This is a genomic window from Gordonia sp. VNK1, from assembly GCF_040049135.1.
In the GTDB taxonomy this organism is placed as follows: Bacteria; Actinomycetota; Actinomycetes; order Mycobacteriales; family Mycobacteriaceae; genus Gordonia; species Gordonia oleivorans.
In genome coordinates this window covers 164,561-177,055 of record NZ_JBDZDJ010000001.1, presented here as the reverse complement: position 1 = coordinate 177,055, position 12,495 = coordinate 164,561, and the positions used below count along the sequence as shown (strand labels likewise).

Here is a 12,495-nt window from a genome sequence, read left to right as displayed (position 1 = left end):
CTCAGGTCAGGTGTATCCCGGTGCGGTCGAATCCGTAAATGGCGAGCATCGCCAACACGATTCGTTCCAACCCGAAGGCGACGCACCCGGTGTTCGCGACTCCCTCAGGTGTGCCAATGGAGAACAGCTCACCGAAGTGCTCACCGGGTCGGTTGACCGACGCGATCGCCCGCGGGCTGTCGTCGGCGTAAAGCGCACACACCAACTCCACCTTCTGGTCGAGTTCACGTTGCTGCGCCGCGAGGAGTTTGCCGGTACGGCCGAAGAACGGGTCGTTGGCCGGCTCCACTTCAACCGGTAGACCCAACGTGTCGAATATGTCCGGCATCGCGCTACGCCACAGATCTGCGTGCGTCGCAACGGATTCCGACGTGCCCACAACCACGTACTCACGCATCCGAAACGCCTGTAGCCGCATCGGATCTGGTGACGGCTCGTGACGGAAGCATCGCCCTGTGACCTCCAGGCGACGTGAACCGCCCAGTGTGGAGTCGGCGAGCATGGCATAGATCGGGTGACACGCTGCCGGGAGCAGGGCGAGATCGGCGTATCCGAAGTGATCGGCGGCGATCTCGGCGCTGCCGGTATCGCTGACCAGTGCGCGGGTCACCGACTTCTCATCGGAATCCATGGCGCTGATCAGTCCCGCCAGCTGCGGAAAGGACGACAGATAGTCTGATCGACGGTACTCGATGTCGGGCAGGACCGGGGGAAAGGTCAGGCGCTCGTATTTCACGCTGTGGTTGCGGGCCGCATGATCCAGTTGCTCGGTGATGGCGGACAAGACCGACTCGAAGATTTCACCGAAGCCGTAGACGCCGGGTTGGGTCGTCGGAATGAGAATGCTCGCGTCGATCAGCGCGGCGCGGAACTCGGCCGGATTCCGCGGACGCCTATCCAGCGCCACAGGTCTCCAGTGCGCGGTCGATACTGTCGATCGAGACGAATGTTTCCGGGATGATCATGTCGTCGGGAAATTCCATGTCGAACTCCACCTCCAGCGCCGTCATGAGCGACACACTTCCTTTGGAAGTCATGCCCGCATCAAAGAGACTGTGATCATCGGCAACTGTGTCCACCGGCACCGCAATCCCCGCGAAATCGGTGATCATCCGCCGGATGCGCTCACGTCTGCTGTTGTCGTTCATCAATCTTCCCCCCGCGTCCCATCTTCCTGGTTCTCGGCCGGACACTCACCGCGTCATCATCTCGCCTCATTGATCGGTAACGATCGTTCAGCACCTTGCGAGATGTTGACTTTCTTCGGTCGCCGACCATTCCCGGCCACCCTATGATCGTACTGTGACTCACCATGATGCGCTCCCGGTGATTCCGGCTCAGCAAGCATTCTTCGAATTCCAGAAACGTCATCCGAACAACCCGGCTTTCCTGGTGACCGCGATCGCCTGGATTCACGGTCCCGGCCATCCAGACGCGCTACGCAAGGCCGTCCTGCTCACCCTTTCGGAATCGCCGATATTCGAAAGCTCACTGCGTCGCGATGAGTCCGGCGAGATCATGCACCTCCTCGACACCATCAACCCGGTCGACGAACTGGCCACCCTGGACTTCTCGGCCGGGGACGACCCGGCTGCCGACCTCGCGGAGTGGCTGGACTCCACAGCCGCAGCAGGCCTCCCACTGTTCGACGGGCCCGTGGGCCGGCATCGCATCCTGATCATGTCGCCGAACCTTGTCGGCTACTACACAGCAGTTCAGCACATGGTGGTGGACGGCTACGCGACATCGCTGTTGTTCACCCGAATCCTGAATCTGTACCGCGAGATTCGGGACACGGGTGCCCCGGAGTCCGATACACCCTTTGGCGATCACCGTGCGTTGATCGCCGCGGTTCGACCGCCGACCGATGCCGACATCGAGTTTTGGACGACCTACACCGCCGACCTACCCCCCGAGATGTCTCTGACGACGATGACGGCGGCACCCTCACCTCGGCCGAGACGGATGATCCGCGACATCACCGGGCTTCGGAAGGTGGATCGCGGGAACTGGATTCATCGGTGTACTGCCGCGATCGCGGCGTACATGACCCGTTATCTGGATGCCGACGAGGCAGTGTTGGGGTCACCTCGCGCCAACCGCGCTAATCGACTCGAGCGGTCCGTGCCGGTCACGATGATGTCGAATCTACCCATCCGAGTACCGGTCCGTCCGGAGGACACAGTGTTCGATACGTGCACCACGGTCCGCGACCAGCTCCGAATCACCAACGCACATACCACTATCCGTACCGACCAGATCATGTCCGCGGCAGCCGGTTCCTGGCGCGCCAGCCGATTCTATGGGCCGACAGTCAATGTCATCCCGTTCCCTTTGGCGTCCCCGCTCGGCGAGATCGACTGCGCCATCGAAGTCTTGTCGTGGGGACCCGTCGACGACATCACGGCGGTGATCACGCCGACGGCTGGATCGACGGACGGACGGATAGAACTGAACTTCAACTCCGACCTGTACACCGCGGCCGAGGCGGAACTGCACAGTGTACGCCTGGCTGCATGGATTCAGCGATTTGTGGCCGCCCCACACGACACCCCGATCTCCCAGCTGCCGTTCTTTCTCGACGAGGACATGCCTTATGTGACGATGTTCACCGATATGACGGTGACACCCGTCGCATCCGAGAACGTGCCATTCTTTGGAGAAATACTCACTGCTGCTACGGCACTTGGGATGTCCGGGGCGGCCGCCGGATCGACGTTGACGATAGTCGACGGCCACGGTCGCACGGTTGCGCCCGGACGGTGTGGCCGCGTACACGTCGTCTCACCTGGCGGGGAGGCGACCACCACCGACTTGCTCGTCGTCGGAGACGAGAGCGGCTGGCGGTTCAACGGTCGCGTGGCAGATCAGGTTCTGGTCAAGGGCAGTCCGGTCAATCTGCATGAGCAGGTATCGATCGTAGGCCGCGATCCCCACGTTCTCTCGGCCACCAGCGCACCCGAGTCCACCGGCATCCGGATCACCATCCGCGACGACGCCGACCCGGCGGCCGTGGTCAAAGCCCTGCGATTTCAGGTGGCCCGGGGTGTGGGCATCGACGTCGCCCCCACCTCATGAGCTCGTGGCAACTCCGGGGTCACCGGCGAGGGCATCGCCGGCAGTGATGTCATCGACCCAGCCCCGGATCTCGTCGAGAAACCGCGGACGGCCGAATTGTTCTGCGCGACGGCAACTGTCCTCGCGGGCCAGCCCGGTGACAGCATCGACCGCCGAGCGCATCTCCGCCGGATCATCAAATCCGATGTGTGCACCCGTCACTCCTGCGACCACGCTCTCCGCCGCCCCGCCGATCCGATTGGTGATCACCGGAGCACCCGTCGCCATCGCCTCCACCGGCATCAGCCCGAAGTCCTCGATCGGCGGGAAGACGTAGCACAGCGTTCTCCGGTACAGCGCATACAGCATCGGGTCGGAGACCGATCCGAGGAAGGTCACCGGCACCCCGGACTGTGCGGCAACAGTTTCGAGGCGTTCGCGATCGGGGCCGTCACCGGCGATCACCACCGGCACACCGGACGCCGCCCCCACCGTGATGACGTCGTCGAGCGCCTTGTAGCGAACGAGCCGGGAAGCTCCGAGAACGAAATCCGCGGGCAGTAGTGAAAGTTCACGTAACTCATCGTTGGTGAGCGACGCGTCGTCGACATACCGGGATGCCTTGTGCACGTCGACCGGAGGGTAGATCACCCGTGCCTCACGCTCCCACGCATCGGCGATCCGGGCAGCGACAAATCGCGAATTACACGCCATATCAGACGATTCCGCGGCCCGGCATTTGTCGATACGCCGCAGGGGCGGAATGATCGGCGCAACCACCTTGGCGCGCGGATCAAGGTCCGGAACCCAGATATAGCGAGCCGGACTGTGGACATAGGTGAGCTTCGGGGTGTCCGGAGTGGGTGTCTTGACATGGTGGGCAAACATATGTGAGGAAACCAGCACCCAGTCGACGTCGGGTAGTTCGGCCCGCCGCCACACCCATGGCAGAAGCGGTCCACTCAGCCCCTTTCGTCCGCGCAGCAACCGATTCCGCGCCAGGGGCCCTTCGGTCACGGTGGTCGTCGGCGGGAACCGTTCCGGCGCGTTGTTCCACGTGCAGTACACGTCGGTGCCCGGGAACGCCTCCAGGAACGCGTCGACGACGTTCTCCGAGCCGCCGATCTTTTCCACCCACTCGGCGACGATCACACCGCTCACAGGCGGTTCTCCGCTGTCAACGCGGGCGCCCCTGGCCACTCCTCGGGGACGTCCTCTGACTGTGTTGCGTCGGCAACGGAGTTCCGCAGCCCAGAGCCCTTGGGCTGCAAGATCATGAAAGTGGTGGACCCGATGGTCGACACTGCGTGCGCGATATCGGCGATCTGCGGTCTGCCGGTTTCGCCCTCGGCGACAACGAACAACACCACCGCTGCGGGACTCAGCTGATACTCCCACTCCGCGTCACGGGTCGAGATCTGCGTGATCGGACGATTCATCGGCACCGGGTCCGTTGCGGGCGACAGTACCGCGACCACCGAGCGGCCGTCGTTGATCGCGGCACCCACTGCGGATGCTGCTGCGATCGGCAGATCTGGCCACACATTGCGGCATCGCTCGAGGGTCATGCGCTCGCGCTGCGATATCCGTTCCGCCCATGCCTGGTTCACCGTCCGGCCCCATCGGCTACGACCCCACACGAGTGCCTCAACCGCGAGGATCCACACGATCACAGCCACGAACAAGGCGATCACCCAGATGCTCGCCCCGGCCCTCGGAATCTCCGATGCGGCCGGCGTCGACAGTACGGACAGGCCGTTGATACCACCGGCACGGATCTGATTCACCTGGTTGGTGGCTGCGGTCAGTTGGTCTTGCACGATCTCGCGCTCAGGTGAGGCGTTCGGCAGGGAGTTGAGTTGGCTGGTCAGACGTTTCACCTCGGCTTGCGGTGCCGCCAGGGTCAACGCGATCTCCTTGACACGTTGTACCCGCGCCTTGGTGTCGAGTTCGGACACCATCGCGGTGGCTGCGTTCAGTGCGGTCTCGGGCGAATCTGCGGTTGCCGAAACCGTGAGGAGTAGAGGCGATTTTGCCAGTTCCACCGTCACATGTGACGGCACGTCCGCTGGGGTCCAGCCATTTCCGACGCGATCGGCGACCCCCTGTTGCACGGCGTCGGATGCGGTGAGGGCCATGTAGGGTGCGGTCATCTGATAGATGTACGCCTCGGAGGCCACGGCCGGTGTCTGCGCATCGATCTGGGCGGTGAGAGTTGCCTTGTACTCGGCGGGCGCCGACGCCAGGACCCACGCCGTGATACCGAACGCAATGGCCGCAATCACCGCAGCAGGTATCGCCATCCGCGCAACCTTGCGCAGGTGGCGGCCCAGGTCGAGCGCCGGCGGGATACCCGTCACCTCAGAGTCGGCCATCAGTTGATCCCTTCGACGAGCTCTTGATAGATCTGGAGGTAGTCATCGGCCATCCGCCCCACCGTGAATCGTCCGATGTTGGCCGCGGAACGTCTCGCCAGGTCGGCCCGGTGGGAGTCGGAGCGGAGAATGGCGCATATCTCGCTCGCCAGCAGGTCGCAGTCTCCTACGGGTACGAGGATTCCGGCGGCTCCACCGTCCAAGCCCTCCGGGATACCGTCCACGTGTGAGGCGACGATCGGCGCTCCCACCTCGCGCGCTTCGAGCATGACCAGAGGAAAGGGGTCATGGCGAGAAGGTAGGGTCACAACTGCCGCAGCCTTGAGATAGGCCGATGGTTCGCGCTGCAGTCCGACGAAGTGAATGTGGGGGGCCAGCGGCCCGGTCTGCGCGTCCGTCACCACCTCGGTCCAATCGGCATTGCCGACGAAATACAGGTGTGCATCCGGGAATTCGGCGTGGACTTTGTCGAATGCGTCGATCAGCACGTCGGCGCCCTTGCGGTGGCTGACATGGGCGACGGAGACGATCGACAGGGCGGGTATGTCGGCGGCCGGTACGTCGGTGGGCCGACGACGCCTCGCCGTACCGATGACTCCGTTCTCGACGACACGGCGGCGTCGTGCCGGCACGTGTCGGCGGCGGAAGGCATCGTCGACGGCGTTGCTGACGCTGACGGTGCGGTCGGCCAACGCCATAAGGATTGCCCCACGCTGGTATTCGTTGTGGACGGTGGTCACCAGTCCGGGACGAGGCGTGCGGCCGCGTCGGGTCATCACATACGCCAGCGCGGCCGGTGCCAGCATGTGGGAGTGGATGATGTCGACGGGGTGCTCCGCGAGTTCGGTGCGAAGTGCGGCGTGTGCGGCGGTGAGGGTGCGCGGTCGTTTGGCGAAGTCGATGTCGATGTGGCGGACGCCGTGAGCTTCGACCAATGGGACGTACTCGCCTCCCGTCGAGGCGATGGCGACCTGGTGGCCGGCGCGTGCCTGTTCGACGGCGAGGTCGACGCCGACGTTGACGATTCCGTTGCCGATGTCGCGAAGTTCGTTCAGCAGGTGAAGGATTCGCATATCAGGCGGCCTCCGCGTCCGGCGTCGGGAGGTATCGTCCGGCCGCCAGGGCACAGATCTCCGCCAATGCCCGGGCGGTGTCTGCCCACGAGTACTGCGACGCTTGTTGCCGATGGGCGACGGCGAGGGCATCACGGTCCTGTGCCAGAAGCCAGTCGAGGCTCTCACACCAGGCGTCGATGTCCAGCGTCGCGACCTGCTTGTCGGCGACGGCGAGTTGTTCAGCGATGCCCACCGCACTGCTGACGAACGGTGTTGCGTGGGCCGCGGCTTCCAGGATGGGGAGGCCGAACCCTTCGGCGCGACTTGGTTGCACCACGGCGGACGCGTTGGCGTACAACGCGGCCAGTGCGTCGTCATCGGGGTCGCAGATCACCTCGACCACATCAGCGGCCTCCGATACCCAGTCCGGAAGCGCACCGGTCAAGATGGGTGAGCCGACGCGCATTGTCACCACCAGCGTGACTCCATTGCGCCGCAGCCACGGCACCAGGCCCTCCAGGAACGTCAGGTTCTTCCGCGCATCATGAGCACCGACGAACAGGAGATACGGCGATCTGTTCGCGACTGGCGCTGCGCCCCAACGCAGTTCGGCGATACGCTCGTCGGTCGGCAACGTCACGCCCGCCGGTACGACGTCCACCGGACGGTCCAGCCACGATTCCAGGGCAGTACACGATCGTTCCGAGACGGTGACAACGTGCGTGCGGCTTCGGCGGAGAGCGGCGAGGTACCCGCGGCGCAACAGGCGATACTGGGTCGAGTAGTACTCGGGGTACTGCTGTTCGAGCACGTCGTGGATGACTACCACGGACGAGGACGTGTGCAGGATCGGGGACCAGTTGCACATCGACAGTGTCGCGTCGCAGCCGGCGGCCGATGCCCGACGAGACAGTGAGATCAGTTCGTCGGCGCGGGCGGCCATTCCGTTCTCCGGAAGCGACAGCGCACACACGGTCACCCCAGGCGTGGCAGACAGTTCTGCCTCGACCGCCGAGGCAAAGCGTTGCACGCCCGTCAGTAGCTGCGTCGTGTATCGGGTGTTGATACCGATCATCAGAGATGTGTCGTCCGCGTGGCCCACTCAGTAGGCCCCTTCCTTGGCCAACACCGCGCGGACCGTACGCCACACGATGAAGATGTCACCGGTGAGCGACCAGTTGTCGACGTAGAGGTGATCAAACCGAATTCGGTCGTCGTCGTCGAGATCCGAACGCCCGGAGACCTGCCACAGTCCGGTTATTCCAGGCTTCATCAAACCGCGCCGTTCGAGGAAGTGTTCCACGGAGCCGCCCTCGCCGGGAACCAGCGGGCGGGGTCCGACGATGCTCATCGTGCCGCCCAACACGTTGAAGAACTGCGGGAGCTCGTCCAGAGACGTTCTGCGCAGCACGCGTCCAATCCGTGTGATCCGGGCATCGGCGGCAGACTTGTAGAAGACCTGATCATTCTGTCCGGCCGCTGTTCTGGCTGATTCCAGGTGTTTGTCAGCGCCATGGGTCATGGTGCGGAACTTCGCGATTCGGAACTCGGTGCCGCCGCGCCCGACACGAACCTGCCGGAACAGGACCGGCCCTCGACTGTCGAGCTTGATCGCCACCGCAACGCACACCATGACGGGGGCGAGCAGCACGAGGGCGACAGCACAGAAGGTCAGATCGAAGACTCGCTTGGCGAAGCGGGTACGCGGGCTCCGGATGGGCCGGCCGACATGGACCAGGGGTAGGTGATCGACCGGTTCGATCCGCAGCAGTGGCACCGCAATATCGGTCACTGCCGGCACGACGATCATGTCGACATCAAGTTTCTCCAGCGACCAGGCCAGCCTCTTGACGCCTCGGTGACCGAGCACCTCCATGGCAGAGACGGCCACCGTATCGGCGCCCGAGAGACTTACCGCCGCCTCAACTGTGTTCTCATCCCCCAGAACCGGGATGCGACCCAGTTCGGTGGTCACGGAATCAGAGGTTCGGTGAATCGCCGGTAAACAAACGCCGATCACCCGGTAACCACTGGATGGATCACGAGAGAGGCTGGCGCACAGACTCTTCGCCGAGACCTCGTCGCCGATGACGACCACGTCCCGACAGTGCGCGCCTCGGCGACGCCTGGCCGCCAGCCACCGCCGCAGAGCGAGTCGACCGACCAGTAGGAGCGAAAACCCCAGCGGCAATGCGATTCCCAGATACCCTCGGGCGATCTGCTGTTGCGCCAGAAGGCCGAAGACAGCCACCGTCGCAAATGTCACGAATGACGCGTTCGTGATGCGCCGAAACTCGCCGGGTCCCTTGCCGCACAGATCAGGTCGCCACGCCCCGTGCAGGGCCAGTATCAGCAACCAGATGACGATGAGGCCCACCGAGAAAACGCTTGCAAAATACAGCACCGGCGTCGGATCTGCGACGTGGAAAATCTGGAACCTGATGAACTGTGCCGCAAAGACTCCCACCGAAACCGCCAACACGTCAGACAGAACCAGCAGACGTCGATACTTTCGTTCGGCCCGGCGCCTCGCGTGCTTGTTGACACTCGAAGCCACCAAGAGATGGCTGGTGCTGCGCGACATGTCGATGACGGTTTCAGGTGAATCATTGTTAGTCATGCTCAAGGCATCGGCCATGACGTACCTCTGATAAGTAAGTTATTTCCCCGACCGCTTACTCCACGACTCTGTGAAGTGATTCCTAATCGAACCACGGAACTGGAGATGCCTCTACTCGAAAGTCTTGTTGCACGATCAAGCATCTGCCGGATTCGGGCGATTTCCGGGACGTTCACCGACTGTCCCAGACACCCCGGTGGTGCGGCAGACAGGGGTGAACGATGTCCGCACCCCGCCGACCCGGGCTTCAGGGAGCCGGGACCTCACCCGCGAGGGCACTCGCCTACAGGCTCGCACTCGCAGCAAAGCACTCAGAAAGTATCACCGAACAGATCGAATAGTGCTGTGCAGCAATCAGTTTAATGACTCCTTAGGGCTCCCGACGCTGGGTGGTTCTGCTAAGGTGCTGACGCTCCGCGTATCGATCGATACACGGAGAGGCGCCGAACTCCTCGAAGATGCTTGAGATGCAGGTGACATACCGTGGGCCTCGCCCGGAGCAACACTGAGGCCTCAGGCAATGGCGAAGGTCACTGAGTCCATCCGGCTGAATTCATCCGGTCGGAGGAACGCCCCGACGGGTGGGCTCCCTGATACCTGCCGCGCCAGCTGTGGGTTCAGATTCGACCGAATCAGACGACGAACATCCCGACATGGCCACGAGCGCAACCAATGCGAGGGCACCGATGGTTGAAGAGCGGACGCAGCTTCTTGGCTTGACTTTCAGGATCTCGAGATCCTCACAGGGTACGCGCCATGCCGGATTCACCCGCACTTTCGCGGGAACAGTACAGTACGCCGCATCGCGTCCCGCGCACTATCCCCCGACCGGGTGACCGCGGCATCAGAACACCAACGCTCAACCACATTGGCGCGGTCCCAAATGGGCGACACCTTCCTGTCGCCCGAACAGACCAAAATGGCCGCTGTCCGTGCCCGCAAACGCGCACACCGTTATGTTTCTCTGGTCTCAATCCGACACTTCTCGCCACATCGAAGAGAGCACGGGGACAACGACTATGAACACTTCTCCATCTGGAATGAACATGCCTCCCGTCGTGCCGCCGGTTACGGCACGACATCGGTCCCCTCGCCTGAGTCTTATCGAGCCGCGAACTCTCCTGGGCGCCGGCGTGCTTTCGCTGGGTATTGGTACAGCAGTACTACTTGGTGCTGGATCCGCCCACGCCGAGGAGGTGGTCGACAAGGAGCCGTCCAGTCCTGCTGTAGCGCAGGAGAATTTGCCGCCATCACAGTCGGATTCGCAAGACCCAGCCGATCAAGCCGAAATCCCCGCGCAGGGACCTACAACAACGGCCCCCTCGACAGCGGACTCATCGGACCCTGACACAGAACCCAGCGGCACCTCAGCAACCACTCCCGACGAAGCCATCATTCCAACATTTACGGGCGGCGCCGAGCCCGAAGCAGTCGGCGGGACGACGCCACCCCTCGGCGCGGATCAGCCGCACATCGATCAATCCTCAGTTGTGTCGTCCACATCTGACCGGGCGTCGACTCCCACGGGCGAGGAGGCATCCGATGCGTCACCGGTCTCCACTGAACTGCCTGTCGCGCTTCCTATTCCGGCACGCTTCGGCAGCCCGCTCCCTGCGGGCGATCCGTCGACACCCGAAGGCAGTCCGGACTCTGTTCCGGACTCCGCTGCCAGCACGATCACAGAGCTCGCACCCGAGTCCTACGTGTCAACGATCTCGTCCACCGATGGGATTGATAGCACACCAAGCATTCTCGGTGCCTTGGCAATTCCACTCCTGACTACGGCTTCCAAGACACTGACGGCACCGGCACTGCCAATCAGCCCAAGCCCCTCAAGCGTGACCGTGTCGGCAGCGGCAGCGACCGGAACGAGTCGGTCACGGCATTCGTCGTCGGGGGGCAACGTCTTTCTTGGTGGGGACTATATCGAGTTGGGAGTGAGCCCTCTCGGCTCCTTTGTATCCGGCGTCACCGGACCGTCAGGTTTCCATGGCTCGCAGATCGGCTTCATCAGTGACCTCGACGGCTTTGACACCGGTATCGACGCCCCCATCGACTTCTATACCCCGGATACGCCGGAGGAACGTTGGACGGTGGGTTTCAACGGCGACCACATTGGTTCATTCAGCAGCAGCAACGGGAACAGTGGCAACTCCGCAGTACTGAACGACGCGTCGCTGACCGACACGTCCACCGACACCACACTGTCCGGGACCTATACCGCGACCGTCGACGGCCAGCTCCAGGTCACACAAGTCACGTCCTTCGAGCCGGATGACACGGGTTACCTGACAACGATCACACTCACCAACGTCAGCGATACAACCCTGACCGACGTCAAGTACATGCGGTCGTTCGACCCCGACAACACCCGGTATGAAGGTGGTAGCAATACCACGGTGAATACGATTCTCGGGCAATACGCACAAGACGGTTACTCCCTCGTCACGGCGTCGAGCCTTCCCGGCGACGCATACGATGCCCTGACCGGTTCTCCCGCTGTTATCTACTACTACACAAGCGATCCCCGCGCGGAGGTCTACGTCGGAGGATTCCGGAACACCGATCCTTATTCGTACGCCGAGGTCGACCAGATCACTGGATACACGAAGACCGGCGACGATGCGATCGGGATTGTCTTCAACGTCGGGGATCTCGAGCCTGGCGAATCAGTCACCTTTGCCTACTACACCGGCTCAGGAACGACAGCTGCATCCGAGGACATCCTGGCGGAGATCGGTCCCGACCCCACCGTGATTGTGACGTCGCCGGTGAAGGACTACTTGTCCGAGGTCGCCATCATCAAGTACTTCAATGACGCGTTCCGGTCGCAGTCGTACGCGACTGCGATCAACTTGATGAGTAACTTCGCCTCACTCTTCGGTGTGAAGACCCTGAGCAACGCCACGAGTGCGGTCGCCGCTTTTTTGGCGATCTACAACGGGAATCCAACTGCGGCCGCCGCCATAGGCGTGCAGAACCTGGGGTCGGCAATATCGTCATATGCAGCCGAGAGCGCCGCAAAGTACGCCAAGGTTCCGGGAAGTGGCTACGCTGCCGGTGTCGTCTTCCTAGCAGGAACTGTGGTCACCACGTTGGGCTACGTCGGGGAGCAGGCGTCATACATCGATCCCGACTCCTCCGGCGAAACGATGGACTACATCAAGGCGCACCCGGGCGAGGCATTCAGCGAGCTCGGATCGGCGACGGTGAAGGTCACCACCGACCTGGGCAGCGCCTTTATCGGATCACTGGGCGGGCTTTTCAAGCTATGAGCCGCATTCCTCGACGGCGGCTACGGCCCAGTCGGTTTGAATGCACTCTGAGCACCGTGCGGGCATACTGCCTGCGCGGTGTTCGGCCAGCGCCTCAGTAACTTGTTCGCGCT

The 12,495-nt window shown here is 62.8% G+C and carries 9 protein-coding genes; 2 read left to right on the top strand and 7 right to left on the bottom strand.

The window, feature by feature from the left end; genetic code table 11:
- Position 1: 1 nt before the first annotated feature.
- Positions 2-907 carry an aminoacyl--tRNA ligase-related protein gene (locus ABLE94_RS00735; protein WP_348807762.1) on the bottom strand — a complete coding sequence of 302 codons (906 nt, stop codon included), beginning with the start codon at positions 905-907 and terminating at the stop codon, positions 2-4.
- Positions 894-1,148, bottom strand: a complete 255-nt coding sequence (locus tag ABLE94_RS00730) for an acyl carrier protein (protein ID WP_348807761.1) — start codon at positions 1,146-1,148, stop codon at positions 894-896. The genes ABLE94_RS00735 and ABLE94_RS00730 overlap by 14 nt, the downstream gene beginning before the upstream one ends.
- Positions 1,149-1,302: 154 nt before the next feature.
- On the opposite strand from ABLE94_RS00730, the gene ABLE94_RS00725 reads away from it, so the two are divergent.
- Positions 1,303-3,078, top strand: coding sequence for a condensation domain-containing protein (locus tag ABLE94_RS00725; RefSeq protein WP_348807760.1), 1,776 nt, complete (start codon positions 1,303-1,305; stop codon positions 3,076-3,078).
- On the opposite strand, the gene ABLE94_RS00720 is transcribed toward ABLE94_RS00725, so the two are convergent.
- The 5 genes from ABLE94_RS00720 to ABLE94_RS00700 are packed head-to-tail and all read right to left on the bottom strand — an operon-like array spanning position 3,073 to position 9,125.
- Positions 3,073-4,218, bottom strand: coding sequence for a glycosyltransferase (locus ABLE94_RS00720; RefSeq protein ID WP_348807759.1), 1,146 nt, complete (start codon positions 4,216-4,218; stop codon positions 3,073-3,075). The genes ABLE94_RS00725 and ABLE94_RS00720 overlap by 6 nt on opposite strands.
- Positions 4,215-5,432 (bottom strand): YveK family protein, encoded by a 1,218-nt coding sequence (locus ABLE94_RS00715; RefSeq protein WP_348807758.1) that lies wholly within the window; start codon positions 5,430-5,432, stop codon positions 4,215-4,217. Before ABLE94_RS00715 ends, ABLE94_RS00720 begins: the two co-directional genes overlap by 4 nt.
- Complete coding sequence (locus tag ABLE94_RS00710; RefSeq protein ID WP_348807757.1) at positions 5,432-6,505, bottom strand: glycosyltransferase family 4 protein; 1,074 nt, start codon at positions 6,503-6,505, stop codon at positions 5,432-5,434. The genes ABLE94_RS00715 and ABLE94_RS00710 overlap by 1 nt, the downstream gene beginning before the upstream one ends.
- A gap of 1 nt (position 6,506) precedes the next feature.
- Complete coding sequence (locus tag ABLE94_RS00705; RefSeq protein ID WP_348807756.1) at positions 6,507-7,562, bottom strand: glycosyltransferase; 1,056 nt, start codon at positions 7,560-7,562, stop codon at positions 6,507-6,509.
- 27 nt (positions 7,563-7,589) lie between these two features.
- Complete coding sequence (locus ABLE94_RS00700; RefSeq protein ID WP_348807755.1) at positions 7,590-9,125, bottom strand: sugar transferase; 1,536 nt, start codon at positions 9,123-9,125, stop codon at positions 7,590-7,592.
- A gap of 1,919 nt (positions 9,126-11,044) precedes the next feature.
- Here ABLE94_RS00700 and ABLE94_RS00695 point away from each other — a divergent pair.
- On the top strand, positions 11,045-12,382 hold the full coding sequence (locus tag ABLE94_RS00695) for a hypothetical protein (RefSeq protein ID WP_348807754.1): 1,338 nt from the start codon (positions 11,045-11,047) through the stop codon (positions 12,380-12,382).
- Positions 12,383-12,495: the final 113 nt, after the last annotated feature.

Coding starts and splice junctions, on each gene's coding strand:
- ABLE94_RS00730 (WP_348807761.1), bottom strand. CDS start 1,148: ATGAACGACAACAGCAGACGTGAGCGCATCCGGCGGATGATCACCGAT.
- ABLE94_RS00715 (WP_348807758.1), bottom strand. CDS start 5,432: ATGGCCGACTCTGAGGTGACGGGTATCCCGCCGGCGCTCGACCTGGGC.
- ABLE94_RS00710 (WP_348807757.1), bottom strand. CDS start 6,505: ATGCGAATCCTTCACCTGCTGAACGAACTTCGCGACATCGGCAACGGA.
- ABLE94_RS00705 (WP_348807756.1), bottom strand. CDS start 7,562: ATGATCGGTATCAACACCCGATACACGACGCAGCTACTGACGGGCGTG.
- ABLE94_RS00700 (WP_348807755.1), bottom strand. CDS start 9,125: ATGGCCGATGCCTTGAGCATGACTAACAATGATTCACCTGAAACCGTC.